This is a genomic window from Photorhabdus luminescens subsp. luminescens (assembly GCF_001083805.1).
Classification (GTDB): domain Bacteria; phylum Pseudomonadota; class Gammaproteobacteria; order Enterobacterales; family Enterobacteriaceae; genus Photorhabdus; species Photorhabdus luminescens.
Genome location: NZ_JXSK01000007.1, coordinates 63,889 through 86,956 on the forward strand (window position 1 = coordinate 63,889; position 23,068 = coordinate 86,956).

16 protein-coding genes and 4 pseudogenes are annotated in these 23,068 nt (G+C 44.0%); 6 read left to right on the top strand and 14 right to left on the bottom strand.

Going from position 1 to position 23,068, the window contains the following annotated elements; genetic code table 11:
* Positions 1-831 precede the first annotated feature (831 nt).
* Positions 832-1,818, top strand: a complete 987-nt coding sequence (locus TI10_RS16180) for a DNA-methyltransferase (protein WP_080985081.1) — start codon at positions 832-834, stop codon at positions 1,816-1,818.
* Entirely contained in the window at positions 1,815-2,759 is a 945-nt protein-coding gene (locus TI10_RS16185) for a hypothetical protein (protein WP_049584436.1), read from the top strand. The genes TI10_RS16180 and TI10_RS16185 overlap by 4 nt, the downstream gene beginning before the upstream one ends.
* A 145-nt stretch (positions 2,760-2,904) precedes the next feature.
* Here the strand turns inward: TI10_RS16185 and TI10_RS24620 are convergent.
* Positions 2,905-3,571, bottom strand: a pseudogene (locus TI10_RS24620) (transposase); the annotation flags it as partial.
* A gap of 11 nt (positions 3,572-3,582) precedes the next feature.
* Here TI10_RS24620 and TI10_RS16195 point away from each other — a divergent pair.
* The gene (locus tag TI10_RS16195) at positions 3,583-4,467 is read left to right on the top strand and encodes an IS982 family transposase (RefSeq protein ID WP_049584437.1); all 885 of its coding nucleotides are present in this window, start codon (positions 3,583-3,585) and stop codon (positions 4,465-4,467) included.
* Between the two features lie 227 nt (positions 4,468-4,694).
* Here the strand turns inward: TI10_RS16195 and TI10_RS16200 are convergent, their stop codons facing one another.
* The 12 genes and pseudogenes from TI10_RS16200 to TI10_RS16255 all read right to left on the bottom strand — a co-directional run bounded on the left by TI10_RS16200 (position 4,695) and on the right by TI10_RS16255 (position 18,047).
* Positions 4,695-6,581 carry a reverse transcriptase domain-containing protein gene (locus TI10_RS16200; protein ID WP_049584438.1) on the bottom strand — a complete coding sequence of 629 codons (1,887 nt, stop codon included), beginning with the start codon at positions 6,579-6,581 and terminating at the stop codon, positions 4,695-4,697.
* Positions 6,582-7,201: 620 nt separating this feature from the next.
* The gene (ssb, locus tag TI10_RS16205) at positions 7,202-7,666 is read right to left on the bottom strand and encodes a single-stranded DNA-binding protein (RefSeq protein WP_049584439.1); all 465 of its coding nucleotides are present in this window, start codon (positions 7,664-7,666) and stop codon (positions 7,202-7,204) included.
* Positions 7,667-7,739: 73 nt separating this feature from the next.
* A complete protein-coding gene (locus TI10_RS16210; RefSeq protein ID WP_049584440.1) occupies positions 7,740-8,201 on the bottom strand; it encodes an STY4534 family ICE replication protein in 462 nt (153 codons plus the stop codon).
* A 460-nt stretch (positions 8,202-8,661) separates the two neighbouring features.
* Positions 8,662-10,692 (bottom strand): annotated as a pseudogene (locus TI10_RS16215) (DNA topoisomerase III).
* A gap of 3 nt (positions 10,693-10,695) precedes the next feature.
* The gene (locus TI10_RS16220) at positions 10,696-11,394 is read right to left on the bottom strand and encodes a PFL_4669 family integrating conjugative element protein (RefSeq protein WP_049584441.1); all 699 of its coding nucleotides are present in this window, start codon (positions 11,392-11,394) and stop codon (positions 10,696-10,698) included.
* Positions 11,395-11,663: 269 nt separating this feature from the next.
* Positions 11,664-12,946: pseudogene (locus TI10_RS16225) on the bottom strand (STY4528 family pathogenicity island replication protein).
* Positions 12,915-13,178 (bottom strand): ParE family toxin-like protein, encoded by a 264-nt coding sequence (locus tag TI10_RS16230; protein ID WP_049584442.1) that lies wholly within the window; start codon positions 13,176-13,178, stop codon positions 12,915-12,917. The pseudogene TI10_RS16225 and the gene TI10_RS16230 overlap by 32 nt, the downstream one beginning before the upstream one ends.
* Entirely contained in the window at positions 13,175-13,765 is a 591-nt protein-coding gene (locus TI10_RS16235; protein WP_049584443.1) for a DUF2857 domain-containing protein, read from the bottom strand. The genes TI10_RS16230 and TI10_RS16235 overlap by 4 nt, the downstream gene beginning before the upstream one ends.
* 66 nt (positions 13,766-13,831) lie before the next feature.
* Positions 13,832-14,080 carry a TraR/DksA C4-type zinc finger protein gene (locus TI10_RS16240; protein WP_053093464.1) on the bottom strand — a complete coding sequence of 83 codons (249 nt, stop codon included), beginning with the start codon at positions 14,078-14,080 and terminating at the stop codon, positions 13,832-13,834.
* Entirely contained in the window at positions 14,073-15,794 is a 1,722-nt protein-coding gene (locus TI10_RS16245; protein ID WP_049584444.1) for a ParB family protein, read from the bottom strand. Before TI10_RS16245 ends, TI10_RS16240 begins: the two co-directional genes overlap by 8 nt.
* Positions 15,791-17,170, bottom strand: a complete 1,380-nt coding sequence (dnaB-PI, locus tag TI10_RS16250) for an SPI-7-type island replicative DNA helicase (protein ID WP_049584445.1) — start codon at positions 17,168-17,170, stop codon at positions 15,791-15,793. Before dnaB-PI ends, TI10_RS16245 begins: the two co-directional genes overlap by 4 nt.
* Positions 17,163-18,047 (bottom strand): ParA family protein, encoded by an 885-nt coding sequence (locus tag TI10_RS16255; RefSeq protein WP_049584446.1) that lies wholly within the window; start codon positions 18,045-18,047, stop codon positions 17,163-17,165. Before TI10_RS16255 ends, dnaB-PI begins: the two co-directional genes overlap by 8 nt.
* A gap of 290 nt (positions 18,048-18,337) precedes the next feature.
* On the opposite strand from TI10_RS16255, the pseudogene TI10_RS16260 reads away from it, so the two are divergent.
* The 3 genes and pseudogenes from TI10_RS16260 to TI10_RS16270 all read left to right on the top strand — a co-directional run.
* Positions 18,338-18,515, top strand: a pseudogene (locus tag TI10_RS16260) (Arm DNA-binding domain-containing protein); the annotation flags it as partial.
* Positions 18,516-18,535: 20 nt separating this feature from the next.
* A complete protein-coding gene (locus TI10_RS25430; protein ID WP_049584448.1) occupies positions 18,536-19,492 on the top strand; it encodes a hypothetical protein in 957 nt (318 codons plus the stop codon).
* A 332-nt stretch (positions 19,493-19,824) separates the two neighbouring features.
* A complete protein-coding gene (locus TI10_RS16270; protein ID WP_244161628.1) occupies positions 19,825-21,474 on the top strand; it encodes a hypothetical protein in 1,650 nt (549 codons plus the stop codon).
* A 151-nt stretch (positions 21,475-21,625) separates the two neighbouring features.
* On the opposite strand, the gene TI10_RS16275 is transcribed toward TI10_RS16270, so the two are convergent.
* Positions 21,626-22,768, bottom strand: coding sequence for a Fic family protein (locus tag TI10_RS16275; RefSeq protein ID WP_049584449.1), 1,143 nt, complete (start codon positions 22,766-22,768; stop codon positions 21,626-21,628).
* Between the last annotated feature and the right edge of the window lie 300 nt (positions 22,769-23,068).

A 23,068-nucleotide genomic window follows, 5' to 3' on the forward strand; every position in this document is an offset into this window, starting at 1 on the left:
GTCGTTTCCCATCGGGTATCAGACAGGAGTTATGGGGGATACTGGTTACGTATAATTTTAATAAGTAAGGAAATGTCAGCAATAGCCCAAGAAGCGGAAGTATTACCACAAGGATAAGCTTTATGCAGCATTAAACCTAATTGAATCATAAGTTCGTTATTGTGAATTAAGTATGGTGGGACATTGCCACCCAGATTGAAAAAGATGAAGAGAATATAAAGATGTTTATCCTACCAAAAGAGAAAAAGCACCAAAGTTATGAGCGTTCAGTGCCTTATATACCAGAAAAATATCCAACCCATTACAAGAAACCTTAGCCGAACAGCATTACCTCCCTAGGAGGTGGTTTAAGGATGACAAATCAACAGGCACATGCTTCTCTCTATGAATACTAGCCGGAGCTATTTTTGACTGTCCCATATCTGAAGATATCTGATACCAGCCAAAAGACAGCACGGAAACAGGTGTCATAAATCGTGTCTAATGCGTTATGATACCTGATAGCATCATAAACAATAAGTGAGACTAAAAATGGCTTTACTAAGGTATGCGAGGATATATAAAAAATGAAGCCAAAACTGAACGCGTTTCTATCTATAATTCAATATCATATCTCATAAAGGTGAGACTTTTAGCGTAAATGTGCACGCTCCCCCATTCTGGGACATTTTTATGGACAATACAGGATTTTTACGCCTCAGGGGTTAAAAACGCCCCGATGGTGTTTCAGGCCGTTCATACAACGGGTGTTATGGTAAATCAACATATGCCAAAGATGGTGTTCGAACCTTAAAGTGGCAATAGACAAAATTGAAAGGTTGGGTGTTTGTAATGGGCAGAACAACGGAAAAGCTGCGTAAAGGCGCAGATAGAAGTCTTAATTTAGCAGTTATTCCAACAGAAGCTTGTCCTGTTGAGAATGGACGAGATTTTAAGCCAGTAACTGAAACTAAAGGATTTCGGCTCCAATATGAGTGTCCCAATGGACGTTTGTATCAAGGTAACTCATTTGCTTGGCTTGAATCTTTCAATGATGCCAGTGTTGATCTTATTTTTGCTGATCCACCATACAACATCAAAAAGGCAGATTGGGATAATTTCGAGAGCCAAGAAAAATACATTGAATGGTCCATCAAATGGATCAAACAGGCTTCTCGTATTTTGAAACCTACAGGGTCACTGTATGTATGTGGGTTTTCTGAAACTCTAGCTGATCTTAAACATCCAGTTTCAAAATATTTCAAACATTGTCGTTGGCTGATTTGGCATTACAAAAATAAGGCCAACTTAGGTAGTGATTGGGGGCGTTCACATGAGAGCATCATCCATTTTAGGAAGTCTGATGCCGCTAAATTAAATATTGACGATGTTCGTACTCCGTATGGGGCGCATACACTTAAGTACCCGTCACATCCACAAGCGGAATCTAGTGCCTATGGCAAAGGTACAAACAAGAAACGTGATAATTGGACTCCACATCCTCAAGGGGCAAAACCGAAGGATGTTTTTGATATTCCGACTACTTGCAATGGTATGGGGGAGAAAACGCCACATCCTACTCAGAAGCCAGAAGAGTTGGTGCGCAAGTTTGTTCTGGCTTCATCAAATGAAGGTGATCTAGTGATTGATCCATTTTCCGGTTCTGGAACGACAGCGGTTGTGGCAGAACAGCTTAACAGGCAGTGGATGGCGTGCGACCTTGATCCACTGTACAACGAATGGGCGATAAAACGGCTTGAAAGCGTTCGACGTATGACGAAGGAAGAGTGGATAGAACATGATAGAAAAACAGCAGAAAGAAGGAAATCTATCCGATGAATCTTTCTAAGTTAGTTGACCATGCCACAGACAAAGAACGGTTTCATACCGTCGAAGATTATATTGATTTTTGCTCTCGTTACTTGGAATACGTAGATACAGGATTGCAGGCACGTATCGTTTCTCAAAATGAGAGCCACTACCTATTTTTCCAGTACAAACAGGATGGAAGTTTCAATATAACGCGCCCACTAAATTCAAGGCTGATGTATGATGCGGCAGGCTTTGCGCAAGCTGCGCCACAATTCCGTTTGACGCTAGAGCAATTGCGCGATGGGCAACAGCCATCTAGCTACTTACGCGAAAACCTTATCCGCACCATCTATACACTTCAACAATCAGTTGGTGCCGCTTTGGATGGCCTGCCTGCTGGTAAATCTAATCAAGCGAGAAAAGTAAATGGTGATCTGTTCGAGAGACTTATTAGATTGCTAATTGTTTCGCTCAATGTTGATTGTGTTTCTGGAACTATGCAGGTTCCTATCAAAGGTGTGGATGGAACAGAACTTTTCAAATCGAACTATCAACATGATTTGTTATTGAGCAAAGATGATGAGCTGAAAATAATTGGTTCTGTTAAAACATCAAGTAAAGACAGAATAGATAAAGTCTTTATGGATAAATTTCTTTATAACCGTCTTACTGATACTAAGCTTCCGCATATTGCAATTTTCTTGAATGACGTACAGCGCAAGAAAACTAAACGTGAGAATGAATATGGTGTTAGCGCAACGTTCCTGCCAGGGCATTTCAAAGCGTATACGGTCAAATTAAATCCACTTGATGGAGTTTATTACTGCGACATTCGTCCTAATATGGCGGATGATGCTTTGCTTTCTCAGCATATTAAGACCATTGATCACTTTTTCTTTTCTGATTTGTGGGAATTACTAGAGCGACAAGGGCAGGATGTTAACGAAGTTGCAATTAAAGAAGATTAGACAATAACTGCCTATTATAGGAAGTGGCGAAGATCGCATCCCGCCAACACCAGTAGTCATAGATTGACTTCGGAACCCCAACCTGCCAGCTTATGAGCCTCGCTGGCACGACCGACTATGGAACACATGTGGAGTGATTGCAGTAAACAGCAAGGAGGTGGAGACAGAAGCGGCTAAACTGGCGCTTCAACCGTGCAATGAAAGGCTGGCTGTCGTGGACATAGCCCGGTGTGGCATAAGTATCGGTGATAATCCCGACTTGCCCATCCACCGTACAGTGGTCAAGGTAAAAGAATCCCCTGGGTTTGTTGGTCCGGTGCATAAATCCGCTTTCCGGATCAGTGGTACTGACCTTCGTCTTTCTCTGCCGTTCCTTAAGGGCTGGCTTCAGACTTTTTTTCCGGCTGCGGCTCGGTCTTCATTGACAGCGTTATCTAGTGCGTCAAAATAGGCGCCAGGGGGTACAGCACGTTGTTCGTTCCTGGATTTATGCGGATTGGCACTGGCTTTCAGGTGAGTGCTGTCAGTATAGAGTATCCGTCCCCCACCAGCCCTCTGGCGATGGCCTGCTCAACAATATTATCAAAAATCTGCTGGAAGGCCTCGCTGTGATTGAAACGGCGGCGGCGGTTTTGGCTCAGGGTTGAAGCATCAGGCACTTTCTCTGTCAGTCCGAGGCGCAGAAACCAACGGTAAGCCACATTCCCCTGAATTTCCTGTACAAGACAGCGTTCACTGGGAATGCCAAATAAATAGCCCAGTAACATCATCTTAATCAGCATGACCGGATCGATGGCAGGCCGGCCATTATTTAGGAACAGGCATGGATAAACTAGTTGAACTCTTCTGCGATGTCGATGATTTTTGCCGTGTATTCATTCCACTCTGGGAACAACAGTGTATCGAGGAAGGACATCGTCAGCGCAGACGTCATGGTCGCATGAGTGCCAGCGGGATTATGACCATTGTGATTGCTTTTCATATGTCACATTATCGCGATTTCAAAAATTTCTACTTTGGATTAGTCCGACGATACCCTCAACAAGACTTTCCCACCCTGCTCAGCTATACCCGGTTCTTAGGCGTCGTTTCCTCAGTTTTAGGACCGCTTTGTAGCTATTTGACGCAGGTGAAAGGGAAACCCACGGGACTCGCTTTTGTCGATTCCACAAATATTCGTGTTTGTCATAACATTCGTATCCCTCACCATAAGGTGTTTGACGGCATAGCGAAACGAGGAAAAGGGTCAATGGGAGGGTTTTTCGGTTTTAAGCTGCATCTGATAGTCAATCATCAAGGAGAAATTGTGTCAGCTAAACTCACTCCGGGTAATGTCGATGATCGGGAGCCTGTCCGTGAGTTAGCAACGGGATTAACAGGAACGCTTTACGGCGACAAGGGATATATCAGTCAGACTCTGTTTGATGATTTAAACGCAACAGGGGTGACATTGATAACGGATACGCGCAGTAACATGAAGGCCAAAGCGCTCTCAGTGTGGGATAAGGTAATGTTATCAAAACGTTTCATCATAGAAACCATCCATGCTCAGTTAAAGAATATTTCTCAGATAGAGCACTCACGACACCGTAGTCTACAGGGATTCATGTTGAATGTGTTAGGAGGGCTAATCGCTTATTGTTTCAAAGAGAACAAACCGTCACTGAATATCTCCCGCTCAGAAATGGACATATTAGTGACGGCTTAACCAGAACTCAGGTTAATTAAAACAAAGTGCCGGATAAAAAACCAGCACTTTGTTAATAATCTGAACCCTTATAAATAAGGGCATTAATTTGATTTCTTTACACTTTCACTCTTAGATGAACTATTGGGTAGAACACGTGCGCCCTATTCAAACATTTTTGCCGATAGGGTTAGCCGTTGTCCCCCCACCGAACCGTACATGCACATTTCTATGCATACGGCTCTCCGTTAGACTTTAGCAAGGTTACGATAGTCAGGTAACTTTCCACGATGTAAATCAATGTGACAGTCTTTGCATAAAACTAAAGTCTTTCTTCTTCGAGAGATCATTAGTCGTTTCCAAGGCTCTGTATCACCCTTGATATCTTTTAGTTTCCGCACATGGTGAACTTCCAGATATCCAGATTGAATACCACAATACTCACATTTTCTGGCTGCCATTCTATCGAGCAGTTCAGTTCGGGACGTATACTTAAATGTATTCGGTAACGGATCAACGAACTCTGCCATCGACACACTTCTGTTTTTCAACTGAAAAATTTCCAGTTCGTAGACTTTATTGTTACGACTCTCACGATGAACGTATCTTCCATCGGGCTGCTTCAATCGCTTAGCAATCTTAGTCCTTGATGTCTGATGCTTATTTGCCAGTGTTTTGAATAAGCTATTCATCCATATCCAATGTAATTTCTTGAGATACAGAACTGGCGACAAGTTATAGTAGTTTGCAAAGCCACGCATTTCAGCATTGTATTGGCTGATTATTTCGTAATCAGATAAAAATGCCATTACAGGCTTGCTACTACTCTTATCATTGTGTGAATCGTATTCCCCATAGCCACGAAGAGCGCAAAATCTTTGGATTTTCTCTCTTGGTACACCAAGGTGAATATGTTCAGTAATAGTACGCTTCACAGCGTGAGTTTTACTGCCATCCGAGTTGTGTCCCACAACACATTTAACTCGTTTGTTTTCTCTACGACATTTAACTTCATATCCGAGAAAGACAAAACCTTGCTTAGGATCTACTATGCTTGATTTTTCTTTAGAAACTTCAAGTTTTAGCTCTGATTCCACAAATTCAGTGACTTCTTTCATCCCTTGCACTGCTTCATTTTTTGAGCCAATAATTCCGATTAGAAAGTCATCGGCATAACGGACATACCGCATCCGTTTGAAGTCAGGATCGGCCATCAGAACACTGGACGTATTTGCCAGTTTTTCTTCTAGCTCAGTTGCCTCTTGCTTCCATTTTTCAAGCTTCTGCTCGTCAGCAGGAAAACCAGATGCACCATATCCTTGTCTTATCCACTTTATGCGGTTTGCTCTATTCTGTAGAATCCTTCTGTACTCTGGATTAGGCTTCCTTCTATCCCCTTTACTGAACTCTTTGATTTTCAATTTCATAAATTCATCAAGTTCATGGAGGAAAACATTGGCAAGTATCGGTGAAATAATTCCACCTTGTGGTGTTCCACTGTGGGTGCCAAAGTAACGCCAATCTTCCATATAACCAGCTTTCAAGAACTTTTTAATCAGTGCCAGAAAAGCTTTGTCATATATCCTCTTACCTAGGAATTTGAGCAAGAGGTTATGGTCAATGTTGTCGAAAAAACCTTTTATGTCTACATCACATACCCACTTGGTTCCTTTCCAACTGTTACGAATCTCAGTTAGAGCTGTATGACAAGATCTATTTCTACGAAAACCATAACTCCAATCACTGAAGACAGGTTCGTAAATTCCTTCTAGAAGCATTCTCATGACTTCTTGAATTAACTTATCATCACCACTAGGAATACCAAGAGGTCGTTTCTTACCATTAGGCTTCCTTGCATCCTTGGGTATGTAAGTGCGTCTACAGGGTTTGGGGCGGTAATCCGAAGATTTAATGAGGCTGACTAGGTTTAGAACTCTGTCATTACCCATTCCATCAAGCGTATTATCATTCACCCCTTTCGTCATGGCACCACGATTAGAGTAAATGTTGGCATATGCCGTTGCCCATAAATCAAGGTTGTTACACATTAACTTGTGTAATTTCTTGACCTTATGTCCTTGTACACTTGCTTTGTTAATACCACTTAGAGCTTTGAGTGTTCTTGCTGATAGCACTGACTATCGAACCTCGCTTCTATTAGTATTGTGTCTAACTGTCTCCCTTCCCCCTACATCTAAGCTTTCGAAATAAATTGCTCTATCACTTATACTTAGGTTTCAGATCGGATTGAAACCGATTGCTACTCCATTACAGAGTTACATTGGGTACTATGGAGACTCTGTCATCATATTGGTTGTTTAGTTCAAACCAACTTAGATGATCCCGCATTTCTCTGTATTCAAGATGCGTCCTACTTAGGTTCCACTTACGTCCAATTTCCACTCTCACCGAGCAGGTGCCAAAGTTGTTGGATATGACAACCTTCTAGCTATAATTGTCATAAACTTTGGTAAGACTCCTAAACTATCGTGAGTCAAAGATATCCCGAAACCCACTATGAACTGTGATTCAACCAATCAGGTTTAACCTTATAGGACTTGCAATGACTGGCGCAAAGTAGATAGTTTCCCCGCCACCAGCCTTTTCCCTGACATGCTGCACTCCCCTTCCTTTTTCAAGGTTCAAGCTTATTACTAAGCAAGGATAAGTCAGGCTTGCAATAGGCTTTCCAACAGCCTATACTTTTGATCATAAGCAACCTTAAACACTTGATTTACAAAGCAAAACGGCGCACTCAGAACGGAATGTCATCATCAAAATCGATTAGTGGTTCACTTCCTCGGGTCGGTGCTGACGAAGAGGGTTGCGATTGTCCCCGACCACTTGACCGGGAAGGCTCACTTTGACTACGCCCCCCTAACATCTGCATCGTACCCTGCTGATTGATCACGACCTCCGTGCTGTATCGGTCCTGACCGCTAGTCTTATCAAACCATTTACGGGTACGCAACTGACCTTCAATATATACTTGGCTGCCTTTTTTCAAATATTCACCAGCAATTTCGGCCAGTTTGCCGAAAATGACCACCCGATGCCATTCGGTACGCTCTTTCTGCTCACCCGTTTGTCTGTCCCGCCAGGTTTCCGATGTTGCCAGTGACAATACCGCCACTGCATCACCCTCTGACCGATAGCGCACTTCAGGTTCTTGTCCCAAACGCCCAATAAGTATCACTTTATTCACGCCGCGTGAAGCCATGTAACTTCCCTTTCAAAATGTAGATGAAAAAAATTCCCCGAAAAAATGCACTCCGGAGAGACTTCAGGGGCAGTCAAAATGAATTCTCTGCATAATGCTTTTGCGAAGACTTATTCTGTACAGGCGGCACGGATTCAGGTTTTTCAGCTTTATAAACCATCTCCTGCCCGATTTTGATCCAGTCAATTTTAATCAACCGCGCTCTCAAACTGACACGCTGTTCACCGGCATGCTCACCCTTATTCAACGTAAAAATCCCGGTAGATGGCTGACCTAATGTGAAACCCAGTAAGACTTTTTTGTCCTCATCAACCGCTTTATGGCAGCGGCTGATTAAGTCACTGTTTTCCTTACCGGCAACCGTGACATCAAAGCGAACATAAGACGGATTTTCTGTTGGCCCACTCAATGCATTGATGACCGCGCTGAAAAAACTGCCATTCTGACCATTCACCTTGCGGACATTACTGAGATACCCTAATCCATTGATATTCAGGTTGAAGAATTTATTTTCCGTGGCATGAGTTGTCGACATGATGTGTTATCTCCATAGAGTGAAAAAAAGAAACGACGGAGAACACATCACCCCCTGACGGGAAATGATATTTCCCGCCGGAAGCCAGAATCAGGCATTGGCTGTCTGGAAGTTAAAATGTACCTTCATCACAGATAACCATTATCTATGATACCCGTTTTCAAAGGATAAACGGGTGTACCACCCAAAGGCGCCACTTTTCAGGTTACTGTGGCATTTAAGCAGGTCACTCGAAAGCGTCAGTCTCAGACCTTTCTGACATTAAGAGCAGTCACCCGAAAGCGTTCCTCTCAGACTACGAGAACATTGGCGGTTGCTAAAAAACAACACATTAACCGGCTTATTCTTAAATCAGATGACCACACCGTCAACGGTGAAAATAATTTTGCGAATATAATAAAAAAACGCGGTCCGAAGACAACACTCACCAAATCTCCAGTCCAAATGCATAAAAATGGACTCACCTTGTCATTGCTGGTTTGCTCAACACTTTCTTACGCCTGGTAGTCCTGGTTTTTCTTTCTCCATCGGCAGTACTCACTATCCCATTACATTCCGGGTATTTTATACACCCCCAGAAAATACCGTTTTTTCCCTGACGTTGACGCGTCACTCCTCCACACACCGGACAAGGCAATGAGGGCGGCGGCGTGATAACAACCTTCTGCGCCTGAACCTGCTCCACTAAATATTGAGTCCATTGGATCTGACGGTTCATAAAATCCGACAGCGTTGCCTGCCCCTGAGCAATATCATCCAACGCCTGTTCCCATAATGCCGTCAATCCAGGATTGGTCAACGCTGTTGGCAACGCAGCTATCAACTCGCTGGCAATCTGTGTAGCGTGGATATACTTGCCCTTTTTCGTCAGATAACCCCGTTTAAACAACGTATCCAGTACCCCAGCCCGAGTAGCCTCAGTTCCCAACCCCGCATTTTCCTTCAATACCTTTTTAAGTTGTGGGTCACTGACAAAAGCAGCGGCATTTTTCATCGCCGCAATCAATGCGCCCTCCGTGAAGTAAGCGGGTGGCTGAGTTTGCAACATTCGTAAAGTAGCCTCATTAACCTGACATTGACCGCCTTTAACCATTGACGGCAAACTTTCTCCTAAAGAATCGTCTTTCCCGATGGATACCGCTTCATCTTTACCCGTTGAAAACAAGACCTTCCAGCCAGGAACAATCACTACATTTCCCCGGGTACGAAACAATTGACCACCAATGTCGAAAGTCGCTTCGGTTATATCCACTTCATGCAGAGGAAGGAACTGTACCAAATAATGCTGACGTATCAGCTGATACACTTTACGCTCATCATCAGTCATCTTATTCATATCACAGGGCTGTTTTGTCGGAATGATACCGTGGTGCGCCGTAATTTTTTTGTCATTCCAAATACGCGAAATCAACCTTCTGTCCAGACTATCTACCACCATCCGCATAGCAGGATCACTTTTAACCACAGCATCCAATACTTGCGGAATTTCCGCCTGCATGGCCGTAGGCAGATAACCACAATCTGTACGAGGATAGGTCGTAGCTTTATGCGTCTCATACAAATTCTGGGCAATATTCAGTACCTGCTGAGCCCCCATGCCCCATTTCTTCGAGCACAGCTGTTGCAAACTACCAAGATCAAATGCCAGCGGAGCCGCATGCTTTTCCCGTTTAGTATTGATTTCCAATACCGTAGCCACACCAGCTTGTTGACATAACTGAACTACCGCCTGCGCTACATGCTGATGAATACAACGTTTTTCTTCATCACAATAGGTCGCAGCGGGCACCCAATCCGCCCGGAAAATTCGTCTGTCACACTGAAGGTCAGCCACCACCTGCCAATAAGGTTTAGCCGTAAAGGCGATAATCTCCTGATCTCGAAAAACAACCAATGCCAAAGTTGGCGTCTGAACACGTCCAATAGACAAAATGTCACTATATCCGCATTCACGGACTTTCACGGTATAGAGTCGGGTAAAATTCATGCCGATGAGCCAATCTGCTCTGGCCCGCCCTAACCCCGCCAAGTATAACGATGCCGTTCGTTCACCGGGCAAAATATTAGCAAGCGCCGCACGAATACTCACCTCATCCAGAGCAGACAGCCATAAGCGAGATATCTGTCCCTGAAACTGGCAATAATCCAGTAACTCCCGGGCAATCACTTCTCCCTCTCTATCAGCATCAGTGGCAATCACCACTTCATCCGCTTGTTTCAACAGACGATTGATAACAGCAAACTGGTCAGCCGTCTCCTTTTTGACCACCATTTGCCAGGACGTCGGCAATATCGGCAATACCGATACCCGCCAGGGAGCACCATATTGTTCACCGTAAACTTCTGGACTGGCAGTTTCCAATAAATGCCCAACTGCCCAAGTCACCGTCACCCCCGGTCCAGTTAAATATCCCTACCCACGCTTTGTTGCACCTAATACCGTCGCAATATCCCGCCCCTGAGACGGTTTTTCACACAGAAACAGTTTCATCGCTTATTTCTGCTTTACCATACTTTTTAATGCAGGAGAAAAAACAGAACGTTTTTCACCCCGCATAACACCCTCATCCGGCAGCCCCAAACGGGTAATAGCTTCCCTGCCAGCAGAGGTTTGGGAAAGGATATCGTCACGAGTAACAGCAAAGCTACGATACGGCTGGACAGCACCGTAGATTTGGCGTACCCAGTGCCCCCCTTTTTTTAAAAATCCGTCACATTGCTGACGGGAAATCAGCGCATAGTGGTGTGCCTGCAAGGCTTTCATCACCAGCTGATCGTAACCCACTAATAGCCAAACACAGCGGTAACCCAAAGGAGTGCGACTGTAGACACCAATATTGAGCGGGGCGACAGAGGCAATATCAGATAAATGGATCTGAGCAGGTACCCCCGAGAGTGTAGCCTCCAGTTCCGCTAACGCCGCCTGCATCTGGTCATGAGCAGAGGCGAGCTTAGTTTCCAGTGCCAACATCGCCATATCGGCATACGGATTATCTATCAGGGAATCATGGCTAATCCGACCGGCTAGTAAGAAAAATCGCGGCATGCTAATAATCACCGGTTTATTCTTTTTGCTGCTTTCATTCCGGCGACCATTCCACAGGCTGATAGCGTAATGAGTATGCAACTCAATGGTAAGTGAGGAATGCAGTGCGCCTGAGCGAACAGCATGCGTATCTTTAGTTTCAGTCATGGTACATTCTCTCTGTGACATTAAGGATATCACTGAGATAGTTGCGTTATCAGGCTGTTACCACAATTCAAAACTCTTTTTTCCTCACCCCAAAAACCTGATTAGCATCCTATAACCCTAATGATTAGACTCTAATCACTGTATGTCGTTAGAACCATGATTAGACTCTAATCACCGTTTTTATCTATTTGATGACATTTAAAAATACCCATATGCTTCGGAACGCCTGACGCTATAACCCCTTTAAGACTCATCCAAAGTGATCCTATTTATCTTTTCATCAAATTCTGCCGAATTTCAGCAATCACGTTTCTCATCACAGCAGGAGTGGCCTTTCTTCGCTCCTCTGGCGCAGAAAAAATTTCTTTCTGGCGGCGGGCAGGTATAGTTTGCTTTGCACCAAGATTTTCCACTTTGTTCGCTATGCCAGGATCGCGTAACTCCCCCTGCCTGGCACGCTTCATCAGTATCAACAAGTACCCCACCGGGTTTTTTAACGAACCGCTTTCCAATGGAGCTCGCAGACTATCCAACACCAAATGCCTCTGATCAGGCGGAAGTGCCTGGAGTTGTTCCGTCAGCATTCTGATGTCGTCATCAGAGAGCTGATTTCTTAACGCTACAGGCAACAAATGCTCAACAATCGGGTTATCACCATCCGATGTTGCTACGTACGTATTTTTATTCACACTGTGTGTGAAATGACGTACGTAACCGTTCGATTGCCGAACTCTGTCATAACCCGTTGATTTTAGACTGAGTTCGGTTGCCGAATTCGGATTACTGTCCCCTGTTTTTGTATTGAATTCGGTTTCCGAACTCAGTCTGTGCTGACCTTTTGGATTAAGTTCGGTTACCGAACCTGACTGACTTATTGCTTGCAACGCCGCCATTTGTTGCGGCGTTTGTACCTGACCTAACCGATTTTCCAGTAAAGCAATGCGGGAGCGGCGATGGCGCATCATCGGATCATCTTTAACTTCCATCAATACTGACCAGGCAGTCTGGCTAATCACCCGGTTTTTGTGACGACACGCCTCCCCCACCGTGTCCAGCCAGTTGGGATCAAGCGCTTCAGCATCATGAAACATCAAGGGTTCATCATGCTGAGCATAGATGTTTCCTTTCACACGCCCCTTGTCATCCCTGACTCGTTTGCACAAACTCAGCCAGCCGGTTATTCGCAACATCAGTAATACTCGGCTGACGGTTTCCCGTGACGCCTTACCACTGTGCGGAGAAGCCAATTGCAGTTGCAGTTCATCATAGGTAGGAAAGACTGCCCTGCATTTTGTTGTGCATACAGGCGTATCATTATCCAGGCCATCTTATCGAGTGGAGACAATCGGGTATCCAGGATTAACTGACGGGGAATAGCATCATGCACATTCCCCAGATACAACAACCCACTGCGCAACTGTTTTTTCTCATCGTCCCCGCTTTGCGCTGCCAGTCGTGCGTTCATTTGTTCTAGCGTGAAAGCAATGAGGCTATCAGAGGACAACGGGGCTTTCCGTGCGTTATTTCCAGATTTCATTGTTGTACCGCTCATGTGTCATCATTTCCCAATCTCGTCCTCCGTTACGACTCAACAACCGCCAAAACATGCCAATATCGATTTTTAAGCAACGATAAGAAACCTTACCTTTGCCTTTCGCTCTGATCCGAGTGTAATTTTTGCTACCCTGCCGATAACGTTTCAATTGTTCTACCGCTTTCCTTCTATAGACAAGCGGTACAGAACAGGGGGCCAACAAACCCTGAGTGATCTCTGTCTTTTTCACCGGTCTTGCCGTCCCTGGCCAACCTCAGGTTTCACCGTGTTCTTTTCATCTTCAATCCAACCACGTACAGCATTCCAGACTGCCGTCAGTGACACAGCCAGCTGTTCAGCAGCCTGCATCATCACATCCAGTCCATCCGCACTATCCAGATCAGTGACATGCGTTTTCCACAGTCGCCAAACCTCCGCACTTTCTTTATCTGCCAGCATGAGGCATCGCCCCTGGCGAGCTTCAATGCCTAACATACGACGACGGGAACTCACCTCAACAGAAGTCAACCCAAAGTAGTGTTGCATCAATTCAATTGAGCCCCCCAACATCAGAGCCTGATCAAGACGTTGCAGACGTTTTTGTTCACGCCGGGCTTGTTGCAGCATTAACGCAAAATTTTCATGATGGATACGAAGCGTAAGGACTGACACCGGACTATTCATCAGATAATGCAAGTCTTCCACAGTCAGGCTGTGTAGCATCCGCATTTCTTCGTCCATCAAACCCAGTGATTCACAGCGACGGAGGTAACCCGATTTCAACTCCATGACCAGTTGAGTTAACAAGGCGTTGGTTACCTGGGATATCTGGCTCATAAGGCACCTCTCTCAATGCAATACAATATGTCTGAACAAAATTGAAACACATAAGATCTGAACTTACTAACCACGACGGCCTCTGATAACACGTCTGACCTGTTCCCAATGCTCAGCAACTTCCTGACACCCAACACACAGCCGTACCCCCGACAAAATCTGTCGACGTTGCTCATCAATCCGATTACCACATCCTTCACAATATTTCAGTGATACCCTACCGGTATGCATCTCCCGCCGGACAGCCGCTATCCGTTCCTCCAGCCACATCGCGGTAACAGCCTGAGCCGTTGTGTCATCAATATCATCAGACATTGCAATCTCCCTCCGTTGAAACGATTGACAACTCGCGTTGCAGTTCACGTAATCGGCGCAGCACCCGAATAAGACGCATAAATTTCACTACCGCCACATCAGACAATACTGGCGCATCCTTTTCAGACCCTATAAACCAGGCTCCCAACATGTCCATATCTGATTCACTGTTATTGTCACTATTCCCTGTTAACGACAACAGAACCTGAACAAAACGTGATGCCGTGTGGGAATCAGCTAATCGATAACCCACTTCACAGGCCGTATCTTTAGCTTCCTCAAGTTCATCCGCTCCCTCCATTTCTTCGGCTAACTCGAATGCCAAACGAAACGCCATATCTTGTAAATGCTCAATATCATCTCGTACCGGTGAGATAGACCAGATATCACTGACCGGCTCCAGACCAGTCTGTGCAAAACTCAATCCATCAGATGGCGCAGGCTCTGTTAATAATGAAGTTTGTGGTGGTGTTGGAAGACAGTAATTAAATCCACTTAACGTAGAGGGAATTGTCTGCGATAAAGGTGCTGACATTAAAGGCGCAATATCTTCCTTATCCTGTATTGTCGATAACTCACTGGATAAAGTTGGCCGAGTTTCATATACATCAGGTTGAACTTCAACTTTGGGCGGACAAGCTTCACATTCCTCTGTCTTTTTATCTTCCAGACATTCGATAACCTCCCCATGCGACTCAGATTCCCCTGCCGAAACACAAGCAACGCTTTTAGTCACAGGCGGTACCGACTTTTCAGACACCTCAGCGGCTTGTATATCCGCATCGCGCAAATGTTCAGCAATAGGAGGGGGCTCACCAAATAACTGACGACGGTTTCGTTCTTTCGGATCGAGTTCCAATAACCAACGATCATAATTAAGGGCAGGATGTGGCAAAGCTTTTATTAATTCCCCAATCAGTTCATCCCGTAACATGTCAAAAGAATAGACTTCAGGATTATCAAAGCGCTGACACACCTCACCAAAAACTGAATCGAAGTCCTTCTCACACAATGCCTCTGAAGAAAAACTATTCCAGGTTTTTTGAGCATCAATGCGTAAAGACAATATGTTTACTGCTTGCGGACGCCCCATACCAGATATCAACAAATTGGGCATATGAGGATATAAATATTGTACCGTGTTATGCATCTGACTGATGCTGGTTTGTGATATTGGAAACCCTTCTTGCTTTAGTAAGTCTGTTAATTCTCGTTGCGAGATAGGTCTTCCCAGACATTTCTCATGCATAGAACTTGCTTTGCAAACACCGAGGGCTTTCTCTATAAACGTTAAATCCCCCCGAACATCATTTTCTGCCAGATGCCCGATGACGCACTGCAACCGACCTGGCCAGGGTTTAAACAAACAAGGGATTCGAAAAAAGCGTTCCTCACCCGTTTCTTTCCATAATTCACATAGGATTTGGTAACGGGTATTACCTCCATCACTGAAAATGTAAACATTTCCACTCTCTTCTGGATCTCGCGTCACTTTCGGTACAGAATCCAGTCCTCTGGCACGAACAGAAGCCTTAATATCGGCGAAACGGGGATTACGACTGAGGCGAGGGTTATCCGGGTTTGGCTGTAACTCATCTAGCGTTAATACCATTGGCATTTCTGCTATAGGCAAAACAACAGTACCCGTGAGTGATTGTGGTGTTTTGCCACGTTGAAGTATTGCGTCACTTAGCGAGGTTTTATACTTACTCATCTATTTCCCCTTTCAGCACCAAGATCATAATACTTCTCAGTAAGATCACTAAACCGGGTACAGGTGCCATCAAACTGGATCTTGACTGTTCCAATCGATCCCTGGCGATGTTTACCAATAATGATTTCTGCTACCCCAATATCCGATGTATTGGCGTCATACACTTCATCTCGGTAAACAAACAAGATCAGATCAGCATCTTGCTCTAGCGCTCCCGATTCCCGTAAGTCCCCGTTATTAGGGCGTTTATCTGCACGTTGCTCTAGTTGACGATTAAGTTGTGAAAGCGCAAGTACTGGGCAACCCAATTCTTTACCCAGCGCTTTCAAGCTACGGGAAATTTCTGCAATTTCCTGCGTTCGGTTTTCCTGCTCCGGGCTTCGGATAAGTTGCAGATAATCCACCATAATCAATGAAGGTCGACCATATTTGCGCACATTCCGGCGGGCACGGGCGCGTAATAAAGCCGGGGTCTGATAACTGCTGTCATCAATTATCAGCCTATTTTCCCATTGAATTAGCGTCTCCATTGCTCTGCTGAGCCGTGCCCAGTCTTCATCATCCATTAATCCACTGCGCAGACGTTCAAGCGGAACACGTTCCAACATGGACACCATACGCATCAGTAATTGATCCATCGGCATTTCCAGACTAAAAATCTGAACAACAGCATCAGGGGCACTCTCCAGTGCGCCCAGACAGAAAGCCAGTGCCAGTGCGGTTTTCCCCATAGAAGGCCGACCAGCCAGCAGGATAAGATCACCCGGCTGAAGACCACAGGTTTTGGTATCCAGTTCACTAAAGCCTGTCGAAGTACCCGTTACCCCATTACCGCCATTGGCTTGCTCTAATTTTTCAATCAGCAACCCCAGCCCTTCTTTCAAGCTAATATCTTGATGTTCAGCTCTCTGCTCAGACAGCGTATATAAACGCTGTTCAGCCATTTCAGTAATGTCAGTAAACTCAGCTCGGGGATGACTAGCCTGAGCACTCATCTCATTTCCCAGAGTTATCAATTGACGCAAGCGACTTTTAGCCTGAACAATTTCCGCATAGGCAACAATATTTGCAGCACTCGGTGTGTTTTTGCCGAGTTCGGCTAAATAAGCAAATCCTCCAACCTGTTTTAATTGCTCTTTTTGCTCTAAAATTTCAGACAACGTTAGTACGTCAACAGGCAAATTGGCCGCAAACATGGTTGCGACAGCGCCATAAATCCGTCGGTGAGCGGGCAGGAAAAAATCATCAGCATGTATCAGCGGTATGATTTCATCCCATCGATCATTGTCCAACATCAGTCCACCGAGAACAGCTTGCTCGGCATCACAAGAATACGGTTGTTCAATGCCATCCGGTAAAGAGAAAGGGTCACGCATTCTTTGCCCCCTTATTCGCAATCAGTGCATCAAACTGTTCATGCCATTCAGGGAACAATTCACAAGCCAGACAATGCATCGTTTGCGCAGCAGCAGGACTTTTACGGGTAGTTTTGTATTCAAGACGGTGAACAGGTTGAGCACGTACATGCCCCAGCTTATAAATATCAAGCAGATCGATGCGGGTTTTCAGCAGTCGATACACTATTCGCCCATCAAGCGAGGTCGTATCGTAACGCTTATGCTCGATAATATGGGCCAGTTCATTCAACGTATCGCGGTCAAGATTAGTCCCCTCAATGCCGTTAGCCAGTATCTGAATTAAAGGTAATCGAATACCGTAATTCTCAAACGGTTGCAGTCGCGTCAACATCCGCAACGATCCCCGCAGAAATTCACGGACATCTGGCAGAATGGGCTTAATCACACCTAACACAAATTCAGTAGCGGTCAGCACAACCAGCTCCGCCATCACACCAGTAGCTCCCTTTGAATCAATGATGATAGCGTCATACTGGCTGAACAGAGGGTGCTGCAATATATTCCTCAGACGCAAACGCCCATCAGGAGCATGAAGCATGGCCGTAGGCAGGAGTTCATCAGGATCATTGGAAATAATGACATCCAAATTATTTATCACTGAACGTGAAATAATCTGGTCTTTCTGACCCAGGTCAACAGTCTGCATAAGAAGCTCATACAAACCAGCTGGGGCTTCGTACTCAAGTGCAAAAATACTGCTTGAAGTGGGTTGAGAATAATCAGCGTCAAGAAGGAGAGTTTTGAATCCGGCATCAGCAAGAAAACCGGCTAAGTTGGCAGCATGTGTGGATTTACCCTCGCCACCTTTAGGAGAAATTACGGGAAGTATCTTCATTTTGCACACTCGAATTTAAGTAATTCGTAATATGCACGAAAGAATAAAATTTGTTACAAAATACTAACATCTCAGCAAGAGGATTGAAAATCCTCGTGTCGGTGGTTCGATTCCGCCTCCGGGCACCAAAATTTAGTTTCATGGCGTTTCTATACGCCCTGAAACGTTAAAAAATCAGTAAGTTACAAAGAGACTGGATTATCAATAGATAATGCCAGTATTTTTTATTTCCAGAGTTTTTGGGGGCTTAATTGGGGCCTGTTGGTTCGATAAACTCTGGAGCCCCCGCCATGCCACTCACCGATACCGCCATCCGTAACGCCAAGCCGCTCGATAGACCCTACAAACTCAGCGATGCGCAGGGTCTGTACCTGCTGATTAAACCCAACGGTTCTAAACTCTGGCAACTCAAGTACCGCTTTGGCGGCAAGGGCATTTGGCGCTTACCCGACCGTTACGCTGGCGAAGAAAAGCGGTAATACCTTTGAATGGGACATAAAAATATATCAGCCTGCATAACTACTGATGATGGATGGCACTTTATTGATAAAAATCCCTCAATTCAATTTTGTCTGGCGATGAACAGTGATATTTCCAGACAAAGCCGACACCAGCCTGAACGAACTATTTTTATTCCCTTTTCCCTAGGCGATCACAATACTACGAGCAATAAGCGAAGTGATACCATTACATTGGAACGTCTTACCCGAAGCGATTTTGAAGAGAAGCTCATTGCTTTAGGAGAGGAGGAATCCGATGCAAGGCGGTTATCGCGAACAACTGGACGATCCTGGTCGGTTTATCGACGTCTTAGGGCCAAAAATCCGGCAATATCATCTCCCGTATGGCTGACCACATCGCCAGCAAAAGCGCTAATCACGCTGACTCTGGTAGGATGCTGGAATACCAAAAAGGAAGGCGATAAATATTGCGTTGAAACTATTGCGCAAAAAGATTACGAAGAACTGGAACAGGAACTACGCGAAATATCTCTTCGGGATGACTCTCCGGTATTACAGATTGGTGATGTATGGAAAGCAAAATTTCCCATTGAGCTATTGTATCAACTAGCCCCTCGACTAACAGAAAGTCAGCTTGAACGTTTCTTTTTGGTTGTAAAACAAACGCTACTTAAACCCGATCCTGCCCTGGAGCTTAAAAACGAAGATCGCTGGATGGCGGCTATCTATGGAAAAGTTCGTTCAGAATCAGATTTTATTCTGAAATCAATCGCTGACTCACTGGTAAAGCTCAGAATCTACGCTGAAAGCAGTGAAGGGATTAATTCAGATTTCATCATTGCCGCCATCGACAATCTGGTTAGAGATCTGTTGATGGATGTCGATGGTGAGAGATGGCTGTCATTAACAGACGTATTATGTCCGTTAGCTGAAGCATCACCAAGTGCACTTGTGATGCGCTATCGCAACGAAAAGATATTTTAGAGAATATATCATTCCAAAATATAAAAAGAATTACCGTTCACTGCGCTATTGACAAAAAATATCTGGTCGATAGTAATTCCGACATTACAGAAAATTTTGATCCTGAGTTGTTCACTCACGTATCATTAATTAACAAAGATAATTCTTCTGCAAATATAAAAATTCACATTAATTTACCTCTCATGCAATATCGTCTTAACAGACCTCAAAATGCCAGTTTCCAGGCTGATGTTTGCATTGCGTTCTTACAATCGCTCTCCCAAATACTTCATATCGAGTTCTCCGAAGATATTAGGCAACAGATAATCAATACAGGGAACAGACCCGCAAGGATGGCAATATCCAGCGAAAAGCGCACCTTTGATACTTTAGAAATAAAACCAAACATTCCTGAAGCCAAACACTTTAAACTAGCCAGAAAAACATTGGCTAACTTAATTAAAGAGTCTGGAGTTCAGGAAGGTAATTATGAGTTACAAAAGGCCAAGGATATTATTAACCCTTTAGCCGATTTTTTCAGAGAAAAAATTCACGCAACAATACGCTCAATGAACAGGGAGCACTTGCTACAATTTGTAATTAAAAACTATGATGCTTATGTAACCGAAGATCATAGAAAAAAGAAAAATATTATGTTAAGCCTTCAACATGAGGTTAATTATAATAGAACAGAAAAATTATCAAAACAGAGTACTGAGTTCAACCGTATGTCAGCAAATTATAGATATTTGCTTGAATGCGCTTTGAGTCTTAACACAAAAAGTAAAACCATACCTGCTACCGATGATATCTTACAATTACTTGCTGATATTGATTGGTTAATAGTACTTTATAATGCAAGTGACATCTTGCATAACGATATTGATGTAGGTGGTTTGAATATAGATAATTTTTACATCCCACAAGTATTTTTTTCCGAAGATCGTGAGATTAAAGAAGATAAGTTTAGTGAAGAACAAGCAGGCTATAAGTTAGGTTATAATTTAAATGATAATGACTCAGTAGAATCCGACATTATAAATGAAAATTTAGATGTTCTTGATCGTATATTTCAACAAGATCTCGGTTTCAAATACTCGAGTTTACTTGCTGTTTTCTCTATTCTTTTTCAATGGGCTCGACTTAACCAAATTGAATTAAATCTTTCATATCAGGCAACAAGGGCTGATATGGTAACTACATTACTTAACAGCAATACAAACCTGATTAATGAAGAAGTAGATAAAATAATAGATTTTCTTATTCTTAATCCGAATAAGATAAGAAAATTGCTGGGTGCTGATTCTGAATATTTTGATGTACCCATATCCGACCATAATAAACGAGATCACCGATATAATATTCGCCCACTAATAGAAATTAGTAATAATAATATAATCTGGGGAGCTGCGGCAGCATATCGGGCAGGCACAATATGGATTGCCCATATTGCAAATGGATATCTTCCTGCCGAATTCGAATGGAGCCACATTTCACATGAAGTTGGTAAAATAAAAGAGAGTATTGAAAAGCAATTAGAAATAACCACTTTTGATATTGTAAAAAGGTTCGCAACCCAAATTAAACTTGGCATCGACTTTAAGAAACGCTTTCCAAAGAAAAAATTTCCTGATGTAGGTGATTTTGATACCTTAGCCTATTTTCCTGATAGCAATACCTGGTTGAATATAGAGTGTAAGTATAATCAGCCCTACTATTGCATTAAGGATATGCGTCGTTTACGAGAGAAAATATTTGGTAGAGGTGATAAAAGGGGACAGATTGGGAAAATAGAAAAAAGAATTGATTTCCTAGCAGAAAATTATAATAATCTTCGTACTCTACTAAACTGGAGTGAGCCAGCAGATAATCACGAAGTTAAATTTATCCATTTATATATTAGTAGACAAATTTACTGGTGGTTAAGATATCCGCCATATGAAACTAATATTAATTTTGTACAAATAGATGCGTTAGAAGCTTGGTTACAAGAAAATTTATAGTATATTAACCACCTTAATATTCATACCCATCTGAACACCACCCTCTGGGGCGTTATCAATGCCCCCTTCTATGAAGGGGGACTATTACAGAAGAAATAAACATGTGTTAAAAAAGCTATCTACATTGTAAGTAACAATTTGCTCATTAAGATTATAGGTTAGGAATAAACCCTTCTTCCCGCAGAACCTTAATCACCCCACGAATCAGATATGAGTTAGAAAACTTCGCCGTATAGGTACGAGCCCCCTCTTCTACTGGCTGAAGCAGTCCCCGTTCAATCAGCTTACCAAGCTGATAAGTCACCTGCGTCGGTTTAAGATCAGGCAAAACGGCGCGTAGATCGCCCGCTTTTATCGTCCCCAGCTCAACAACGCGTTTCAGAACCTTCGATTCCAGCGGGTTTATCAGCCCTCTCTCCGATGAGAAATCGATGGCCGGATACAGGATCTTTTCGCTCAGGAAAGCGTGGTTTGTCAGTTGATCGACTTTCTTCAGCTCAGAGGAGATCCCCGAAAGCACATATAAGCACCATTCTTCCAGCCCCTGCTCTGTTCCCTTATCGGCTAACGAAAGCATGGCGTAATAGCGTTCACGATCGTTGCAGAATACCGCTGTCGGATTGAGAACCCGCCCACCAGCCTGAACATTAAAACCATACTTGATAAGCAATGCATAGGTCAGCAATCTGACCGTTCTGCCATTACCGTTGCCAAATGGATGTATCCAGCCAAAGCGGTGGTGCACCAGTGCAATCTTCATCAGATCGTACTTTGGCTTATCGGCACGGTTAATAAAGGCGGTCAGTTCCGCCATATAATCAGGAACGCGGATGTGGTCCGGCGGTAAATGGTCAGACAGAGCGATGCTGACGTTATGTTGCCGATATGCTCCGGGCGTTCTGTCGCCTTCCTGTTGCAGCCCGGCTACCGCCAGACTATGCAACTCGCGGATAAAATATTCTGTTATGTCATCGCCGTTGCTCAGGTATTCGTCGATGTACTCCATCGCGGCTTCAATATTGTTGATTTCTTTGAGTTGGTCCGTCGAACTCTGCGTTCCTTCAACCTTGCTTTCAACATAGTCGGCAAGCGTGGTGTGGTTTCCCTCAATCCTTGCGGAGCCAAGACTCTCCAGCATGTGGAAAACGGCCTTCAACTGCGCAAACAGGATAGGGTGAACATCAGTTTCCAGCCGCAGGTGTCGGAGTAACTCCAGTTCCGTCAGCGCATCGACCAAAGGGGAGTCAAAGCTGGGGTTCAGAAGCGAGAGTTCAAAGTGATTAAATTGAACCATGATGTTTAGTTATCTCAACTGGTGAATAAAAACATCTCAAAAGTATAGCAAAAATAGTAATAGAATCTATATATTAGAAAGAACACTGTTTCTGATTATCTCAAAAACCGTTATTCCAACATATCAAATGTAAGTTTGAAAGATGTTCAATGAGAAGGGGGATGGGGCTTTGATTGCATAATGCAGTATGGATTTTTTAGCGCCGCTATGTGTGGAGTTCTGGTCGTTATATGTGGACCTGACTCCACACATAACGAAGCCTCACTATCTTAAATACCGATTTTTCGTGATAACTATCAC

What these genes read in the sequence shown, in the direction of transcription:
- TI10_RS16245 (WP_049584444.1), bottom strand. Translation starts at nt 15,794, where the DNA reads ATGAGTAAGTATAAAACCTCGCTAAGTGACGCAATACTTCAACGTGGC.
- TI10_RS16210 (WP_049584440.1), bottom strand. Translation starts at nt 8,201, where the DNA reads ATGTCGACAACTCATGCCACGGAAAATAAATTCTTCAACCTGAATATC.
- TI10_RS16195 (WP_049584437.1), top strand. Translation starts at nt 3,583, where the DNA reads ATGGATAAACTAGTTGAACTCTTCTGCGATGTCGATGATTTTTGCCGT.
- dnaB-PI (WP_049584445.1), bottom strand. Translation starts at nt 17,170, where the DNA reads ATGCGTGACCCTTTCTCTTTACCGGATGGCATTGAACAACCGTATTCT.
- ssb (WP_049584439.1), bottom strand. Translation starts at nt 7,666, where the DNA reads ATGGCTTCACGCGGCGTGAATAAAGTGATACTTATTGGGCGTTTGGGA.
- TI10_RS25430 (WP_049584448.1), top strand. Translation starts at nt 18,536, where the DNA reads ATGGGACATAAAAATATATCAGCCTGCATAACTACTGATGATGGATGG.
- TI10_RS16270 (WP_244161628.1), top strand. Translation starts at nt 19,825, where the DNA reads ATGGCAATATCCAGCGAAAAGCGCACCTTTGATACTTTAGAAATAAAA.
- TI10_RS16275 (WP_049584449.1), bottom strand. Translation starts at nt 22,768, where the DNA reads ATGGTTCAATTTAATCACTTTGAACTCTCGCTTCTGAACCCCAGCTTT.
- TI10_RS16185 (WP_049584436.1), top strand. Translation starts at nt 1,815, where the DNA reads ATGAATCTTTCTAAGTTAGTTGACCATGCCACAGACAAAGAACGGTTT.
- TI10_RS16235 (WP_049584443.1), bottom strand. Translation starts at nt 13,765, where the DNA reads ATGAGCCAGATATCCCAGGTAACCAACGCCTTGTTAACTCAACTGGTC.
- TI10_RS16180 (WP_080985081.1), top strand. Translation starts at nt 832, where the DNA reads ATGGGCAGAACAACGGAAAAGCTGCGTAAAGGCGCAGATAGAAGTCTT.
- TI10_RS16220 (WP_049584441.1), bottom strand. Translation starts at nt 11,394, where the DNA reads ATGACTGAAACTAAAGATACGCATGCTGTTCGCTCAGGCGCACTGCAT.
- TI10_RS16255 (WP_049584446.1), bottom strand. Translation starts at nt 18,047, where the DNA reads ATGAAGATACTTCCCGTAATTTCTCCTAAAGGTGGCGAGGGTAAATCC.
- TI10_RS16240 (WP_053093464.1), bottom strand. Translation starts at nt 14,080, where the DNA reads ATGTCTGATGATATTGATGACACAACGGCTCAGGCTGTTACCGCGATG.